The sequence below is a fragment of the Shewanella sp. HN-41 genome (assembly GCF_000217915.1).
In the GTDB taxonomy this organism is placed as follows: Bacteria; Pseudomonadota; Gammaproteobacteria; order Enterobacterales; family Shewanellaceae; genus Shewanella.
Window position 1 is genome coordinate 138,050 of the sequence record NZ_AFOZ01000046.1, and the last position, 17,690, is coordinate 155,739.

Consider the following 17,690-nt stretch of genomic DNA (forward strand, 5'->3'; position numbering starts at 1 on the left):
ATGAGTCAGGTAGAAAAATTCAATCTGTTTTCCTTCAAGGGCAAAATGAAAATCATGCACCTGAGTTGGATGGCATTCTTCGTCTCATTTGTGGTGTGGTTTAATGCCGCGCCCTTGATGGGTCTGATCAGCGAAAGCCTAGGTCTGACTAAGGATGAGGTAAAAACACTTTTGATCCTCAACGTGGCACTGACCATTCCGGCGCGCGTGGTCATAGGTATGGTGACCGACAAGTTCGGCCCGCGCAAAGTCTACTCTGCACTGATGGTCATCTGCGCGCTACCCTGCTTTATGTTTGCTTTTGCCAACAACTTTACCCAGTTGGCTATTGCACGCTTCCTGCTGGGCTTTATCGGCGCGGGGTTTGTGATTGGTATTCGAATGATCAGCGAATGGTTCCCGGCTAAAGAACTCGGCACCGCCGAAGGCATCTATGGTGGTTGGGGCAACTTCGGTTCCGCGGCGGCCGCATTCTCTTTGCCAGTGCTGGCGTTAGCCATCGGCGAGCCCTACGGTTGGCGCGTCGCCATCGCCTTAACTGGGGTGATGAGCATTGTGATTGGTGTGATCTACTATTTAGGCGCCAGTGACACCCCCAAGGGCTCAACTTACTTTAAGCCCAAAAAATCCGGCGCGATGGAAGTGACTAGCACGGGCGACTTTTGGTTGTTACTGGTGATGAAAGTGCCCATGTACGCCACCTTGGGATTACTGTGCTGGAAGCTGTCACCTGGGGGCGTCAATATGCTCTCTAACACTCTGGTGTGGTTGATTGCAGCACTGCTTACCCTGTTACTGCTACTGGATTTTTACAAAACCTGGCAGGTTAACCATCACCTGTTCGACGAACCTGTGCCTGAGTTTGAGCGTTATCAGTTCAAGCAAGTTGCTGTGCTAAACGTGTTGTACTTCTCGACCTTTGGTTCTGAGCTGGCGGTAGTATCTATGTTACCAATGTTTTTTGCCGAGACCTTTAGCCTAGGATTAGCACAGGCGGGGATGGTAGCGTCATCCTATGCCTTTATGAATCTGATGTCCCGCCCCGGCGGTGGCTGGATTTCTGACCGCTGCGGCCGTAAGTCAACCTTAATGATCCTGACGATGGGGCTCGCCGTAGGCTACTTCACTGTGGCGCAAATCGATGCCAGTTGGAGTTTACCAATGGCCGTCGTTGCTGTGATGGCTTGTTCTTTCTTCGTGCAAGCGGGTGAAGGCGCAGTATTTGCCGCGGTTCCGTTAATCAAACGCCGTTTGACCGGGCAGATTGCCGGAATGACGGGCGCTTACGGTAATGTGGGTGCGGTGTTCTTTTTAACTGTGTATTCACTGGTATCGGTGCAGGCATTCTTCTACACCATAGCGGCATCAGCGTTGTTTGGTGTAGGCAGTTTACTGTTTATGCGTGAGCCTAAGGGTCATATGGCTGAAGTGGATGAACACGGCCAAGTCACTCTCATTAGTGTCGGTTAACAGGTAGCAGACAGTCTTTCACTGGGAGTCATGCAATGAACCAAGCAGCTCAAGCAAGTGTGCCATCAACCGCCCAAGGCGAGCTTCCCCAAGCCCATGGCTTGCGGCTGCTTGTAGGTCAGTGCACAGAAGCGGGACTTAAACCTCGCAATGAAGATGCCATCGGTGTGCGTATGCCACAGGATGAGCTGCTGCACAGCAAAGGGATTGCTGCGGTGATTTGCGATGGTGTCAGTGCCGCCGAAGAGGGACAGCAGGCAGCTAGGGTGGCAGTGAGCAGTTTTCTCTCCGACTACTATTCGACGCCCCAAAGCTGGTCGGTCGAAACGGCCAGTCAACGGGTGCTTGCCGCCATCAATCAATGGTTGCTGGGACTGGGGCGGGATTACCGCGATGCCAGCCGCGGCTTTGTCTGTACCTTCAGCGCGGTCATCTTCAAATCATGCAGTCTACATTTGCTGCATGTTGGCGATGCCCGTGTATACCTGTGGCGTAAGGGAGAACTGTCACGTCTCACCCGCGACCACTCCTGTGGCAGGGGGAACGGCCAAGGTGTGTTCCTCACCCGCGCGTTGGGATTAGCTCCCAAGCTTGAAATTGATTACAGCAGCTTATCCCTAGAGGAGGATGACGGCGTGCTGCTCGTGACAGATGGTATTTATGGCAATGTCCCCGACACTGTAATCGCCGCACACCTGCGCAATCATCCCACCCACGATGACAATGATTGTGAAAATCTGTGTCGTGCGTTGGTGTTACTGGCAATGGCGGCAGGCAGCGACGATAACCTCAGTTGCCAATATCTGCGGGTTAAAAACTTACCTTCGATGGATAAAACCGATCTGTATTTGAGCCTCGCTAGCAAGCCTTTTCCACCACCACTTGCCGTTGGACATCTGCTCGATGGCTACCGCGTAAAACAGATCATCCATGAGAGTGAACGCAGCCAAGTGTATCTAGTACAAGATACGGATGGCAGATTTGCCTGCATGAAAACCCCTTCGGTGAATTATCTGGACGATGCGGCTTATATTGAACGCTTTATGCAGGAAAGCTGGATTGGCAGCCGCATTCGACATGGCAACGTGGTGGCATTGCTCGATCAACAAAAGCCCAAATCGGCACTCTATTATTTGACTGAGTATCTTCACGGTAAACCGCTGGATCAATGGCTGGCGGGAGAATGTTGCGATGCCGACACTACCCTGCATCTAGTAGCACAAATGGAAGCAGGGCTACGCGCCATGCATCGCCGTGAAATGATCCATCGCGATCTAAAGCCAGGCAATATCATGGTGACGGCTGATAAACACATCAAGTTGCTCGACTTTGGTTCTTGCTATGTAAAAGGTCTAGCTGAGATAGCGTCACCGTTGGAGCGCGATCATATACTCGGCACCGCCGATTACTCAGCGCCAGAACTGTTACTTGGCCATAGCGGAAATGTTCAGAGCGATCTGTTCTCGCTGGCCGTCATCACCTACGAGATGCTTGCTGGCAAATTGCCATTCTACGGTAAACAAGCCAGTTGCCGCAGCCCCAAGGATTTTGCCGCGCTTAAGTATCAACCCATCAATGAATTAGCACCTAACGTGCCATCCTGGATGGACAATGCCCTGCGGCGCGCGCTCAGTATCGACCCACGGGCGCGGCAGATCGATAGCCATGAGTTTTTCCATGAGCTTTCTACCCCAGCGCGCGCGGCCAATTCTGGGCAATTTGTCCCCTTTATCCAGCGTGAGCCGCTACGTTTTTTTAAACTTATCTGCGGTGTGCAAAGCCTAGTCATCATACTGCTGTTGCTGCTCTGGCTTGGCAATTAATGGCATTGAAAACAATGCAGAGTAATACCTCGTCTAAGTAGGCTTTTCAGCCACGCGCGTTTAGCGCGCAATAAATTGTTGAGACGAGAGCACAGGGATGCGAAATACCGTTTATCGTTTGTGATGTTCTTTGGGAAACGAGGATTAGTCATATATTTCTAGCGTATGCGGACAAGGTCCGTGATTGCGATGAAAAACTGGCGGTATTCGCTCCCAATGGCCAAGAGTATCCGTAAAAAGCCACTCTCTACGAAAATTGAATGGCTTACGATTATTTTGGCGAATGCTCAGGCCGAATCGCTATTTCGCTGTATCGGCATCCGCTTCGGTATCAGCACTGAATGCTACATTAATGCAATTCAGTTGGAGATTACCCATGCTGGTAATGTCAAACAGATCTTCAGTGCTAGGGAGGTTCTCGAAGTGGACGGCGACACCCATCGAGACAGCAGAGCCAGCCAAAGCACTTGCAGAAGAGTTAGCCGCAGCTTGGATATACGCGATAATATTCATCGCCACACCCATATTAATTTCCTCACCTAGGATCGAAAGTTATTTAAATAGCGATAGAAATACAAGTCGTTTACTGGCCCTTTGCTATTAATCCTTGGGGCCAGCCGCTATTAGTTCAGGAAAGCCCCGACCACGTGTTTGATAAAATCGGCCATTGTCCCAGGCCCGGACGCTCGGTCTTTAATGTGAATGGTCAAATCTTCACGCTTGGACCAAATTAGCCGGCACAGCTCGGCCCGAATGTCATCCGCCAAGCCGCCGCCCATTACCACAATATCAATAGCATGGGTGTCCAGTTGCTGTATCACCTCCTCGGCATTTGTGGCTCCGTGGATGAGAACCCGCTCGTCGCTGAGCTCATCGGTCAGCTTGTCGACTATGCTGGTCAAGCGGCCCAGTAATAATATATTTTTCATGATGATTCACTCCTATGGCTCTGGATTAAATAAAGCTTTGCATGCCGTTGTTATTTCTGGGCTCAGAATCAGCTCAGGGAAGCCAGTGTGTTTTCGAGATTGCCATTCGAGGCTGCTGGTCCATCTCATTGACAATACGTTTAGCCACCTCGCCGACATCAACCTCGGGGCGCCTCCGGTTTAACTCGGCGCCCAAGGTTTGGTAATTCTCATAGCCTGTATGGCTGAAGCCTTGCTGCGTTTCGACCAATTTGGTGTTCATCCCCGGAGGTTCTAGGTTCAGTACCTGGATCCCGAACGGCATGACCTCCTGCCGCAGGGTTTGGCTGTAGAAGGTCAGCGCAGTCTTGCTCACCGCGTATGCTCCCTGCAGCGGCGGTGCACCTCTGGCACTGGCCGATGAGATGTTCACTATGAGTCCACTGCCGCGCTTGCGCATGGCTGGCAAAAAAGCACGCACTAGGCGGTGTGGACCAATGAGATTCACATCTATTAGCCTAGTTAGCTCCTCCGCCGGAATTGCCTCCAATGGGCCGGAAATGGAATAGGCCGCATTGTTGATGAGGATATCTATATCCCCTATCCGTCTGGCGGCCTCGACAATAGATCTCTCATTGGTGACATCCAATGCGCAGCTTGAGGTCACCTTCAGATCGCCGAGATCGTCAAGGTTGCGCGCACTTGCCACCACCTGATGACCAGCTTTCATGAGCTCCTGCGCTAGGGCCCGACCCAAGCCCCGGGACGCACCGGTAATTAAGACTCTTGCCACGCTGCCTTCCATCCATCATCAACGACCATGAAGCAAGCATAATTAATTCATATCATCTGGTTAACAGCGTCTTTTTGTTTTCTTTATTTCACGTATGAAATAATCTGCACATTCCGGCAACACATGGGGAAGAGTCATGATCGACCTGAATGAAATGTTGGTATTTGTGAAACTGGCTGAAACGGGTAGCTTTATTCAAGCATCGCGGGCGCTAAAAATGCCGGCCGCCACCGTCAGCCGTCGCATCGCCAGCCTTGAGCAACGGCTCGATGTGCGCCTAGTGCATAGAACCACCCGCCACGTCGGCTTAACCGACGAAGGGCAGCGGCTGTTTCTGCGCGCCGCCCCAGTGATACGTGAAGCTTTGGAGGTTGAGCAATCCATATTGGCCATGCAGCCGGAACCCAAGGGACTGTTGAGGATCACCTCTACGCCACTGTTCGCCAAGGAGTTTCTTAGCCCTACCATCGCTAGGTTTCTGCAACGCTATCCTGACGTCGAAGTGGATCTGGTGGCGACAACCCGCAGGGTAAATCTGATTGATGAAGGCTTTGATCTGGGCTTTCGCAGTGGCCCGCTACAGGATTCAAGCTTGAAGATGAGGCATTTGTTCCCCGGGCAATCGGTCATTTGTGCCAGCCCGGACTATATAGCGCAGCACGGCAGGCCAGAAAAGCTGGAAGATCTGCAGACCCATGATTGCATCATCTTCGCCCAACCCGGGCGAACGATGATCGAGTGGAGTTTTGACACCGATAAGGGGCCACTAAAACTGCCCGTCAATGGTAGGCTGAAAGTCAATTCCCTAGAACTTGCCTGCAACGCCGCAGTCAATGGCGTTGGCATTGCCAAAATCCCGGCCTTTATTGCTGAGCCGGAGATTAAGGCAAATCGACTGTGCCTGTTGCTGGAGGGGATGGCCGAGTCGTCACTCACCCTGTTCGCCGTCTACCCAGCCCACAGACAACTTTCGGCTAAAACCCGCAAGTTCATAGATCTATTAATTGAGCATATGGAGAAAAATCAATGATCTAAATATCCATAGTTACAGTAGTCTCTCAAAATGGGTCAACATGTCTGTGCTTAATTTCTTATAGCTAGCTTTCCTGACAAAGGGCATTTTCATTTTTACTAATTTTAGTTAACTGCCATCCACTCTTGTAGCGTGTAGTGGCATAGTGAACTTGGCCACCTAATAAGAAATATTATGATCTCACTCATAACCCATTTAGGTGACAACATGAATAAAAGTAAACGTGCACGATATAGCGCTGCGATTAAGCTCGAAACTGCTCAATTAGTCGTTGATCAAGGCTACACAAGAAGCGGCGGCGAAAGCCATGAACGTGGGAAAACCGACGGTCAATAAGTGGGTAACACAGCTTCAAATCGAGCGCCAAGGGCTTGCTCCTAAAGCCTCACCAATGACGCCTGAATAGATTGAAATCCAAGCACTTAAACGGGAAATTGAGCGCATAAATCTCGAGAAAGAAATCCTAAAAATACCCAAGGGGCACACCGAGGCTACCGCTCTATTGATGTTGGACTCGCTGAACAATTCTCGATAATCGAGAAACTCAATCGGAGCAACAAATACCCTATTTCAGTGTTATGCCGTGTATTTGATGTACACCGTAGTAGTTACCGTTATTGGACGAGCCGCGAGCTTTCTGTAACACCAGAGTAGCGGCTTTTAGAATGTGAAATTTAAAAGTTTTATTTTGTTATAATTTTTCAAAAAGTCCAAAGTATGCCAGCTTATGGTTATAACGACATTTCTGTTGTAAGAGTACCAAGGCTAGAGCCTCAGCGTTATTTCATGGCCGATTTCACATAGACATCGAAACGGTTTTTCTTTGTTTCGATCACCATACTGGGCTTAACACCCGCTAAATCTTCGGCGTAATCGGGGCGCTTTACTACCACGCGTTTTGTAGCCAACGCCATCGCTGGGGCGAGTAGGCCATCGGCATCGAGATCGGCGCCGACTAAGGTTTGGAATACCCGCATTTCCTTTTTAACCAAGGCTGATTTGTCGCGGTGAGGATACATAGGATCGAGATAAACCACATCGACGACTTGGTTCAGCTTAGCTAGCGCTTCGAGGCTCGAACCATGGAAAAGCTGCATACGCTCTCGCATCCAATCGCCAATTTCAGCATCTTGGTAGGCACGGCGCAGACCGTCCTCCAGTAAAGCGGCCACTACAGGATGACGCTCTACCATAGTCACAGTACAACCAAGGCTTGCGAGCACAAAGGCATCACGCCCCAATCCCGCAGTGCCATCGACAACACTCGGCGTTACTCCTTGCTTTAACCCAACAGCTTTGGCGATGGATTGGCCGCGGCCACCACCGAATTTACGCCTATGGGCCACGGCACCAGTAACAAAGTCCACCATTATGCCATCGAGCTTAGGTTCATCCCGCTTATGCAGAGTTAAAGCATCTGATTCAAAACGCAACTCAAATGGCGCTTTCGCATCAAAAGCGAGTTGCCAACGGGCACAAATATCCACAAGTGTTGGGTATTGCTGATTAAAAAAATCGGGGTCACAGGCTGTCTTCAAACCAACGAGAATGATGGCCATTATGCCTAAAAATCTCGCTCATGAATATGTAAGTAAGCAAATCACCTTGCTAAGGTTCATCATTGTCTTAGTCAATTTGTCTAAGTATTCCCTTAAAAAATCAAATAAGAATCACAATGTAATCCACTGATTTATATAGACAGAGAACTATTTGTATAACAATTTAGTGATTTATGCTATATGTCACAGTCCCAGTCAATCTTAGCGACTTCTGTATAGAATAAGGACTTTTATTGCTTCAACGGCTGAAAGGTTTTTTGTTTATCAGGGAGCAAGACTTTTTAAATCCCGATAGAACGATATTAAAAACCAGTTTATTGCGGATTATTCTGCTTAGTGGCGCGGTGCTGACCACTAGCATAGTGCTGCATAGCTCATTCATTGCGTATGAGTTAAACCTCACTTTTATTATCTGCATTACAGTCAGTTTTTTAGTAGTACTGTTTTTGTCTTTATGGTTTACGCGCAAATATTTACTTGCCAGCTCAATCAGCTTGCTGGCAATGGTGATCGCCGCCTGTTTATCTATACTGTTGTTTATTCCAGACTTTAACTTATCGCAGGCGGGAATTACTTTTCTATATACGCTACCGTTAATGGCACTTTTCCTATTTAGCAGGAAAGCGGCCTTCGTTATGATGTGCTTCAATGTATTACCTTTTTTACTGCTGCTGCGTAACCAAAATCTCCCCACCATTATCGATATTGATATCAGCCTGCCCGCGACCCACGCTTATCTGAACGGGTTGCTATTTATGTTTTTTAATATCTGTATTCCCTTATCTGCGATGCGCCTGTTAAAGACCCAAAAAATCCATGCACAGCAGATGATTCGACATCAAAAAACCCTGCAACGCACCTTAGATCAATATGCTGAAATTTTTGAGAATAATGGTACAGCTTCTTTCTTCTGTAATGAGGAGGGGGTTATTCTCAACCTGAATAATGCAGCGAAAGACATTGCCGCAAATGTCACACTCAACAACACTCACCTATGTGATATTTTTGAGCTGAACGAAGATACCAGCATCAATTTACTTGCGGCGTCATTTCAGACCCGTTTGAAAAACAACGACAACTGTCGATATCTGCTGCAAAAAGCCTCATTGGAACACCATGATACTTTGTTGTTCCACTGCCACGATATTACGGCACAGGCAAACCATGCGATGGAATTAAACAGGCTCAAAAAACATCATATCAGCACACATTTCTATGATTTAGTGACCGGGTTACCAAACGAAAACCACTGGTATAATCCGGCCCCAAGCACCCTCCATCAAGAAATGACAGTAGCCTTAATTAAAATTGATAATCTGAGTCAAATCAACACTATATTTGGGATCAGCATCGGAGATGCCATTCTAAAAGCCTTTGTCAGCGAGCTCAAAGATCGCTTCGGCCATCAGGCAAAAATATACCATTTTAGGGGCTCATCCTTTGTACTTGAATTGACTAACCTACCGCTGATCTCCCCTGAAACCCTCGCACAACAGTTACGCCAGCACATTCCAACTAGCATAAAGTTAAAGCAAGAACAGCAGATTGAATATCATCTCGAATGCCGAGTGGGCTGCTGTTTGGGTAAAAAATCTGCGCCGCAGCAGGCAGCAGAGCAATGCTTAATGGCCATAAAACAAACCACTCAAGCTAACCCTATCATGGTGTATTACATTGGTTTGATTAGTAATTTGCTAGAGGCATCATCACAAGAAGTCAAAATCCGTGACGCGTTAAAGCACAACCGCCTAGCAATGTGGCTACAACCCAAAGTCATGGCAGATGGTCATATCATTAGCTTTGAAGCACTCGCCAGAATGTTTGATAACGACGGCAATATGATCATGCCCAACACTTTTATCCCCATCATAGAATCATCGCAATTACAGGCGATTTTTGCGATAAAAGTGTTTAGGCAGTTACTACAACTGATCCGTTCTTGGCCAAAAAATGTGCCTATGGTCAGAATCGCCTTCAACCTATCAGGGCAGGATATTCTGTCGGATCGCTTCTTTAAGGTGTTGATTCAAACCTATATGAATCATCCCGAACTCATCCCATTATTAGAAATTGAAATTACTGAAACCTCTGTATTTTCAACTCATAAAGAAACTGGCCGACGCTTAAACACCCTTGCCCGTATGGGCGTTTCGATTGCGATTGACGATTTTGGCACTGGCCATGCGTCATTGAGTCAGTTGGTTGATATCAGTGCTGACACGATTAAAATCGACCGTTACTTCGTTAGCCAACTGGGCATTAGTGAGCGTCACACGCAAATTGTTAACGCCGCAATTCTGTTAGCAAAGAGTTTAAAACTGAATGTGATTGCAGAGGGAATAGAAACCGAAGCCCAATTATTACAGCTTACAGCACTGGGGTGTGAACAATTTCAAGGCTATTTATTTGGTAAACCGGCGCCCGCAGCGCTTTGGCTAAAAACGTTTCAACTGCAAACACCCACCCACTGGCTCACCCATAAAAAGAGTGCTAACTGAGGCATTAATTTTACGCACTAGCGCATCCTAGGTATAATTGGCGACATGCATTTGCCTCCCTTTGCTTTGTTTGCAAATAACTAGGATCCCCCATGTTAAGTTACCGCCACGGTTATCACGCCGGCAATTATGCCGATGTGTTGAAACACGCTATTTTGCTACAAACCTTGCAGCTGATGCACAAGAAAGACAAACCGCTCGTGTATATCGATACCCATGCGGGTGCGGGTGGTTATGCCTTAACGGATGAATTTGCCCAAAAAACCGGTGAATACCTCGAAGGTGTGGCCAAGCTTTGGGATAAAACAGACCTGCCGCAATCGCTGCAGGACTATGTTGCCGCCGTGCGTCATTTTAATGAAGAAAATCCTGACGAACTCAACTTCTACCCAGGTTCGCCTGCCATTATAGACATGGAATTGGGGCCTAAGGATCGCATGGTGCTGCATGAGCTGCACAGCACTGATTATGTGTTGCTGGATGATTATTTCTGCGAAGACAGACAAGTTAAAGTGATCAAGGGTGATGGTTTAAAAGGCCTTATTGCCGCAGTGCCACCCTTAGAGCGACGCGCTCTGGTGCTCGTCGATCCCAGCTACGAGATGAAAACCGACTATCAAGATGTCGCCGAAACCCTAATTAAAGCGCACAAACGTTTCGCTACGGGTGTATTTATGCTTTGGTATCCCGTGGTAAATCGCGCTCAGACCGAGGGCATGCTATCGCGCCTCGCCAGCAGTGGTATTAAACGTCAGCTAAGAATTGAGCAGGCGATTAAACCCGATTCGGATGAGTTTGGCATGACAGCGGCAGGATTATGGATCATCAATCCACCATGGCAGTTAGATGAAATTGCAACTGAATTAATGGATTACTTAGGTAAGACACTCGGACAAGCGGGCGGTAATATCACAGTAAAATGGGAAGTCGGCGAGTAATATAACAACCCAAACAGGGGCAGCGAGCAGACTTTGGTTCTCGCTGCCACGCGACTAAACACAGCTCTAAGCCCCTTTCAAACCTCGATAACGCTTCAGCAGGATTTGCACCCGCTCAACATAGGCCTGGGTTTCAGGATAGGGTGGAACACCATTGTATTGGGTGACGGTTGTTGGCCCCGCATTATAGGCGGCGCAGGCTAATGCTATGTCACCATTAAACTGTTTTAGCATTTGCGCCAGATACTTACTACCACCTAAAATATTTTCCTCCGGCAGAAACGCATTAGTCACGCCCATTTCTTTAGCTGTTTCAGGCATCAATTGCATCAATCCCATTGCACCTGTACGGGACAAGGCTCTGGCATTGAAGGCCGATTCGGCATGGATCACCGCGCGAATTAAGGCGGGTTCCAATTGATGTTTATGGGCCGCATTGGTGATCAAAGTGTCATAGCTCTGGGTAAATAGCCGGATGCGCTTCCAATCAATAGTGGAATCTGGACGACAGGCAAAACAGTCGAACAGTAAAATCTGATATTGGCTGTTACTTGGTGCTTTATCGGTAAATACTGTGACGCCATTGGCCTGTTGATATTGATAGACTTTAAATTTCTCCTGCCCTTCACTGCTGGCGATACCACTGTCGGAATAACGCGCCACGATACGAGGTTTAGGGTTAACCGCGCTTTCCTCCGCGTTGGCACAGGGCATCATCGAAAACAAGATCACCCACAGGCTAAACCCGAGTTGACGAGTGAGTGTAGATGACGCACGAGTATGCAGTGGACGAGTAAACGACATTAAAGCCCCGTGTGTTGATTAAGTTTAAGTACTTCAATAATAGCAAAGAGTTGCTTCATCTCACGGTTTAACTGGCTAAATTCTGCTGAAAAACTCGCACCATGGAAAATAGATTGCATTTGAAAATGAGTTCGATGATTTGGCAGAAACATAATCAACTTACTTCTGAAAAACGCGCATTGGATCTCGCCGTTAAAATGTTTGGCAAGTTCCAGTAAGCGCGCCATAAATGCGGTATTGAGCAAATAGCGAGACTCAATCTGATCCGTTGAAAATACATCGAACTCCTTTTCGAACAGGGGATCTTCGAGTTTAACGCGCACCAACCCTGCATGACTGTCGGAAAAGAAGTTGGTTAGCCCGCCGCGATCCCTCAGCACGACAGTATGACCCATAAACGTCTTATGACTGCTTAACTCCACGACTAGCCCACGGAATCGAGTTTCGGTCCGCGTCATGGTTCTGCGCCTATTCGTACTGATATCCAACTCTTCGACCTTCACATCCTTAGTCAAAGTAAGCTCATTGACGATAAGCTCTACCCCTTTATATTGGCCGTGAATATAGTCACCGAAACTCACTTTGTCGTAATTTGGCAGGACTTTCGCCGCTGAGAGCCGATTCATATCGACACGCATTTCACGGTTATAGATAAAGTCATCACCAAAATACTTAAACATGATGGGGTAAATTTCCTGCTGCACCTGACGTTTAAATTGTCGAGTAGGAGCAAGGCTCCATAGGCTTAGGCCCAGTAACGCCAGCAGCGGCAGTGGGAACAGAAAAAGCCCTCGATTCCAACCCACCACAGCCAATAAAACAACACCTAAGACAATCAGTAAACTCAAATATAAGCGTTTACGCGTGGCCTTTAGGCAAGCGACTCGCTTTGTCTCATATGTCTTGGCTATGGGGGCAAGGTGCGTCTGGTAATAGGCTTCCAACTGCGGTAACTCGGCTAAATCCGCAGACAGCGCAGAGGGCTGACGCAGAGCTTTAATCGGACGACCTAAGAGAAAGGACAATATATTCATCTATATTGTCCTCTTTGCAGGGCATGACACCCCGCCACAAAAACTTAGGGATTTAGAGATAATCAGCGGCATCGATAGGCGCCTTGGAAGCCTCATCCACCTCATAAAATGGCATCACCTTAATGCTCGCCATGGAAGCGATGATCGACCCAGGAAAAATTTCAACCGCCGTATTCAACTCAGCAACGGCCGAGTTGTAAAAGCGTCTAGCGGCGGAAATATGGGCTTCCACCTCGTTATAGGTTTGCATCGCCTCTAACATAGTATTATCGGATTTAAGCTCGGGGTAATTTTCCACACTGACCATCAGCGCGCCCATTTTGCTATTGAGTTGCTCGGCTTGAGCGATATGCTCTTTTACGGCGCTAGGGTCAGTTTTGTTATAACTTCGGGTGAATTGCGCTCGTAATTCAGTGATCTCTGTGAGTAATGATTTTTCATGATCCATAAATCGTTTAGCGATTTTAAGGATATTGGGTACCAGATCGGTGCGCTTAGCGAGCTGCACATCGATACCCGATAATGCCTCAAGGGCGGTATTGCGCTTTTTGACTAGGCTGACGTACCAAAGGTAGGTCACGATAAAAATCAGCGTTAATCCCAATAACAGTTTGTCCATCTTCCATCCTTAGTGTTTATTGTTGTTTTTAATGGCTACAGCTAATCATAAATAGGCAAAAATTTCATCTAAAGCACAGAGTGAAGCAATGAAATAATGATATTCCTATCACTGACCAGAGCATTTACAGTCTAAGGATTGAGCTAAATAATCATCTAAGAGATAGAAATCCCTCAATATTCAGCTCCTATACAGCAAGGGGCGTTTATTATTAGCTCGCACAACATTAGAGCAACCGAATTTTGCTCGTGAATACTGGACTCCTCGAGAGTCCATTTTTTTTACTGATTGTTAGCCTTAGTCATATAACCACTCCATTAAAAAGCTACAGATCAACAGGAAAACCCCGAGATTAAACACTAAGGCCTGCACCTTCGCCCTTGGAGTCTTCTCCTCGCTTTGCAACATGACTTGGCTGAGCGGTATGAAAAACATTTTAGGTTCGAGCCCCATACCCATAAAAAACACGGCTACGGCGACGCTGCGGATTAATTCGGGAGGCACTAACATCTGCCAATAAAACGCATATATACCATAGGCCAATATTCCCAGCGCTATGGTGTGGCATATTACTCCAACGATAAGTTGCTTAGTCGCAAGGCTTGCCATCGATGACACCATTCCACCCCTAAACTGACAGTACTGCACTGATTATGATTGATATTTGGCGCGCAGTTTATCTCTTCTACCATTTAACTGCATCCAAAGAGTCCAACCAAATAGCACGCCACTCGCAGGGTAAATGGACAGTGCCAATTTTAGTGCATCCCAAAATGGCGTATCAGAGATAACGTAATTAATTCCCGTAACCAAAAGTGAAGTCAAGCTGCCCCAATACAGCACGCCAACCACTAAGATGAAGTACCACTTTCCCCTAGCAAGAGACTTATCTAATTTGGCTAACTTATCCAGCTTAGCTAACGTCTGTGCCGACATCTGTTTCTCCTTATCATGAGCCTGACTCCCTCAATATGCCTAAACTGGCTTAGACAGGCTATCCATCCTTGTAACGATAATTGATATAAAAAAGCCCTGCAAATGCAGGGCTTAGATTTAATAGGATTTAGCTTATTCAGCCGATGTCGGCTTTTCTTCTTTCGCTTTTCGCTCTCGTTTACTAAAGATCCGCTCTACGATCACGAAGAACAGCGGTACAAAGAAAATACCTAAGAAAGTCGAACTCATCATACCGCCGAGCACACCTGTACCGATAGCGTTTTGGCTACCTGAGCCCACACCCGTACTGATGGCTAAGGGGACGACACCTAAACCAAAGGCGAGAGACGTCATCAAAATGGGGCGCAAACGCACACGTACCGCATGCAGAGTCGCCTCAATTAAGCCCGAACCTTTCTCGTAGTACTCTTTGGCGAATTCCACGATCAAGATGGCATTCTTAGTCGCTAAACCCACTGTGGTTAACAGACCCACTTGGAAGAACACGTCATTAGGCAGGCCGCGACCATTCATGGCAATTAAGGCACCGATAATCCCGAGTGGGACCACAAGCACAACCGCAAATGGCACAGACCAACTCTCATACAGTGCTGCCAGTACCAAGAAGACCACTAAGATCGACAGGGCGTACAAGGCTGGAGCTTGGTTGCCCGATAGGCGCTCTTCGTACGATAGACCGTTCCACTCGACACCAAAACCAGAAGGAAGCTGCTTAGCTAAGTCTTCCATAATCGTCATGGCCGCACCGGTACTGAATCCAGGTGCAGTTGCCCCCTGAATGTTCATGGCAGGTAAGCCGTTGAAACGCTCTAAGCGGGGAGAACCATATTCCCACTCTCCTGTCGCAAAGGCAGAGAAGGGCACCATATCACCCTTGTTGTTACGCACATACCAAGAGTCTAAGTCCCCCGGCTGCATACGATACTGGGCATCACCTTGTACATACACTTTCTTCACGCGGCCACGGTCGATAAAGTCGTTCACATAGGAACCACCCCAAGCCGTTGCTAATACACTGTTCACGTTAGAAATTTCAACACCGAGTGCGCTCAACTTCGCATGATCAACATGTAATTGATAGATTGGCGCATCTTCCTGACCGTTAGGGCGAACACCCACTAGGTTTGGATTTTGTGCTGCCATACCCAGCATTTGATTACGCGCCGCGAGTAACTTGTCGTGACCTTGACCGTTTTTGTCCTGTAGGTACATGTCGAAACCGTTCGCCGTACCCAACTCGATCACCGCTGGCGGTACGAAGGCAAACACAAAGGCATCCTTCATTTGGCTGAATACGCCCATAGCGCGGCCCGCAATAGACTGTACATCCATGCCTGGCGCTTCACGTTCCGACCAATCCTTCAAGCCCACGAAAGCGATACCCATGTTTTGCCCTTGACCCGCAAAACTGAAACCCGCCACACTAAATACCGATCTCACGCCTTCCTCAGCCATAAAGTGATCAGAGACTTTCTCTAACACTTTCAGTGTGCTTTCTTGGGTTGAGTTTGTCGGTAAAATGGCCTGAGTAAATAAAATACCTTGGTCTTCATCGGGTAAGAATGCGGTAGGCATGCGAACAAAGATCCAGCCCACGGCAATGACAAGCACAACATAAATCATCATTACCCTAAAGCCGCGCTTAATGATGCCAGCAACGCTCGACTCATAACGATTGGTTAGCCTATCAAAACTCCGGTTAAACCAACCAAAGAAGCCAGTTTCAATATGACCATGGCCCTTCTTGAGGGGTTTTAACATAGTCGCACAGAGTGCTGGGGTTAAAATCAAAGCCACCAGCACCGATAACGCCATCGCAGACACGATAGTGATAGAGAACTGACGGTAAATCACCCCTGTTGAACCCGACATAAAGGCCATTGGCACAAATACCGCCGACAGCGTCAGACCGATACCGACTAAGGCACCAGTAATTTGATCCATAGACTTACGCGTCGCCTCGAGTGGACTCAAGCCCTCCTCGGACATCACCCGCTCGACGTTTTCCACCACCACAATCGCATCGTCCACCAACAAACCGATGGCGAGCACCATAGCAAACATGGTGAGCGTGTTAATCGAGAAACCCGCTAAGGACAGAATCGCAAACGTCCCCAGCAATACCACAGGTACCGCAATGGTCGGGATCAAGGTCGCACGGAAGTTCTGCAGGAAGAGGTACATGATGACAAACACCAGCACGATAGCCTCAAGCAGAGTGTGAACCACGCCCTCAATCGATTGTTCCACGAAGGGCGTTGTGTCGTAGGGATAAACGACTTCTAAGCCCTGGGGGAAGAAGGGTTGCATCTCATCGATTTTTGCCCGCACGGCAGCGGCGGTATCGAGGGCGTTTGCGCCTGTCGCCAGCTTGATCGCTAACCCTGTTGCCGGCTTTCCATTGTACAGAGAGACCACGGCATAACTTTCGGAACCTAACTCGACGCGTGCCACATCACCTAAGAATACGTTTGCACCCGATGTATCCGATTTAAGGATAATCTTGCGAAACTCTTCCGGCGTTTGTAAGCGACTCTGCGCCGACACTGTCGCATTAAGCTCCTGCCCTTGTAATGATGGCGTGCCACCTAATTGTCCTGCCGACACTTGCGCGTTTTGCGAACGAATGGCAGAGATAACATCTAGGCTTGTCAGATTGTATTGGGTTAGTTTTAACGGATCTAACCATATCCGCATCGCATACTGCGCACCAAATAATTGGATTTCACCCACACCCGGCACACGGCTCATCGGCTCTTGAACATTAGAACCAACGTAATCCGAAATGTCGTTTTTATCCAATGAACCATTGCTAGAGACAAAGCCTAATACCATTAAGAAGCCAGAGCTCGACTTGTTAACGTTAACCCCCTGGGCTTGAACCTCTTGGGGCAATAGGGTCATTGCACCCTGTAATTTGTTCTGTACTTGTACCTGCGCAATATCCGGATCGGCTTCGGCATTGAAGGTCAAAGTAATTTCAGCATTACCAAAACTATCACTGGTGGAGGCGATATAACGTAAATGGTCAATCCCCGTCATGCGCTGCTCAATCACCTGTGTCACTGAGTCTTCGACAATCTTAGCGGATGCACCAGGATAGTTAGCACTGATCACCACGGTTGGTGGGGCAATGCTAGGATACTGGGATACTGGCAACCCAAGGATAGATAAAACCCCTGCCAGCATAATAATTAAGGCGATCACCCACGCAAAGATGGGGCGATCAATAAAAAAACGTGCCATAGCTATGC

Annotated in this window: 15 protein-coding genes and 1 pseudogene; 6 read left to right on the forward strand and 10 right to left on the reverse strand. The window is 48.0% G+C overall.

The window, feature by feature from the left end:
- Both SOHN41_RS18740 and SOHN41_RS18745 read left to right on the forward strand, forming a co-directional pair.
- The gene (locus SOHN41_RS18740; RefSeq protein ID WP_007652100.1) at positions 1-1,470 is read left to right on the forward strand and encodes a NarK family nitrate/nitrite MFS transporter; all 1,470 of its coding nucleotides are present in this window, start codon (positions 1-3) and stop codon (positions 1,468-1,470) included.
- A gap of 35 nt (positions 1,471-1,505) precedes the next feature.
- Positions 1,506-3,293 carry a bifunctional protein-serine/threonine kinase/phosphatase gene (locus tag SOHN41_RS18745; protein ID WP_007652101.1) on the forward strand — a complete coding sequence of 596 codons (1,788 nt, stop codon included), beginning with the start codon at positions 1,506-1,508 and terminating at the stop codon, positions 3,291-3,293.
- A gap of 300 nt (positions 3,294-3,593) precedes the next feature.
- Here the strand turns inward: SOHN41_RS18745 and SOHN41_RS18750 are convergent, their stop codons facing one another.
- The 3 genes from SOHN41_RS18750 to SOHN41_RS18760 form a co-directional block, all read right to left on the reverse strand.
- A complete protein-coding gene (locus tag SOHN41_RS18750; protein ID WP_139058413.1) occupies positions 3,594-3,806 on the reverse strand; it encodes a hypothetical protein in 213 nt (70 codons plus the stop codon).
- A 110-nt stretch (positions 3,807-3,916) separates the two neighbouring features.
- On the reverse strand, positions 3,917-4,222 hold the full coding sequence (locus tag SOHN41_RS18755) for a hypothetical protein (RefSeq protein ID WP_007652103.1): 306 nt from the start codon (positions 4,220-4,222) through the stop codon (positions 3,917-3,919).
- Positions 4,223-4,295: 73 nt separating this feature from the next.
- Positions 4,296-5,006: an SDR family oxidoreductase gene (locus SOHN41_RS18760; RefSeq protein ID WP_083820808.1), complete on the reverse strand. Its 711-nt coding sequence runs from the start codon at positions 5,004-5,006 to the stop codon at positions 4,296-4,298.
- 124 nt (positions 5,007-5,130) lie between these two features.
- On the opposite strand from SOHN41_RS18760, the gene SOHN41_RS18765 reads away from it, so the two are divergent.
- Both SOHN41_RS18765 and SOHN41_RS20145 read left to right on the forward strand, forming a co-directional pair.
- Positions 5,131-6,024: a LysR family transcriptional regulator gene (locus SOHN41_RS18765; protein WP_007652106.1), complete on the forward strand. Its 894-nt coding sequence runs from the start codon at positions 5,131-5,133 to the stop codon at positions 6,022-6,024.
- Positions 6,025-6,234: 210 nt separating this feature from the next.
- Positions 6,235-6,678, forward strand: a pseudogene (locus tag SOHN41_RS20145) (transposase); the annotation flags it as partial.
- A gap of 128 nt (positions 6,679-6,806) precedes the next feature.
- On the opposite strand, the gene SOHN41_RS18775 reads toward SOHN41_RS20145, so the two are convergent.
- Positions 6,807-7,586 (reverse strand): class I SAM-dependent methyltransferase, encoded by a 780-nt coding sequence (locus SOHN41_RS18775; RefSeq protein ID WP_007652112.1) that lies wholly within the window; start codon positions 7,584-7,586, stop codon positions 6,807-6,809.
- A gap of 233 nt (positions 7,587-7,819) precedes the next feature.
- Between SOHN41_RS18775 and SOHN41_RS18780 the strand changes: the two genes are divergently transcribed.
- Complete coding sequence (locus SOHN41_RS18780) at positions 7,820-10,084, forward strand: GGDEF domain-containing phosphodiesterase (protein WP_007652113.1); 2,265 nt, start codon at positions 7,820-7,822, stop codon at positions 10,082-10,084.
- A gap of 92 nt (positions 10,085-10,176) precedes the next feature.
- Entirely contained in the window at positions 10,177-11,022 is an 846-nt protein-coding gene (locus SOHN41_RS18785; RefSeq protein ID WP_007652116.1) for a 23S rRNA (adenine(2030)-N(6))-methyltransferase RlmJ, read from the forward strand.
- Between the two features lie 66 nt (positions 11,023-11,088).
- Here the strand turns inward: SOHN41_RS18785 and SOHN41_RS18790 are convergent, their stop codons facing one another.
- From SOHN41_RS18790 to SOHN41_RS18815, 6 genes are all read right to left on the reverse strand, one after another.
- The gene (locus tag SOHN41_RS18790) at positions 11,089-11,826 is read right to left on the reverse strand and encodes a lytic transglycosylase domain-containing protein (RefSeq protein WP_007652118.1); all 738 of its coding nucleotides are present in this window, start codon (positions 11,824-11,826) and stop codon (positions 11,089-11,091) included.
- Complete coding sequence (locus SOHN41_RS18795; RefSeq protein WP_007652120.1) at positions 11,826-12,860, reverse strand: DUF3137 domain-containing protein; 1,035 nt, start codon at positions 12,858-12,860, stop codon at positions 11,826-11,828. Before SOHN41_RS18795 ends, SOHN41_RS18790 begins: the two co-directional genes overlap by 1 nt.
- A 52-nt stretch (positions 12,861-12,912) precedes the next feature.
- Positions 12,913-13,479 (reverse strand): LemA family protein, encoded by a 567-nt coding sequence (locus SOHN41_RS18800; protein WP_007652122.1) that lies wholly within the window; start codon positions 13,477-13,479, stop codon positions 12,913-12,915.
- Between the two features lie 297 nt (positions 13,480-13,776).
- Positions 13,777-14,088, reverse strand: a complete 312-nt coding sequence (locus SOHN41_RS18805; RefSeq protein ID WP_007652124.1) for a hypothetical protein — start codon at positions 14,086-14,088, stop codon at positions 13,777-13,779.
- A 42-nt stretch (positions 14,089-14,130) separates the two neighbouring features.
- The gene (locus SOHN41_RS18810) at positions 14,131-14,415 is read right to left on the reverse strand and encodes a hypothetical protein (protein WP_007652126.1); all 285 of its coding nucleotides are present in this window, start codon (positions 14,413-14,415) and stop codon (positions 14,131-14,133) included.
- Positions 14,416-14,547: 132 nt separating this feature from the next.
- Entirely contained in the window at positions 14,548-17,682 is a 3,135-nt protein-coding gene (locus SOHN41_RS18815; RefSeq protein ID WP_007652128.1) for an efflux RND transporter permease subunit, read from the reverse strand.
- Positions 17,683-17,690: the final 8 nt, after the last annotated feature.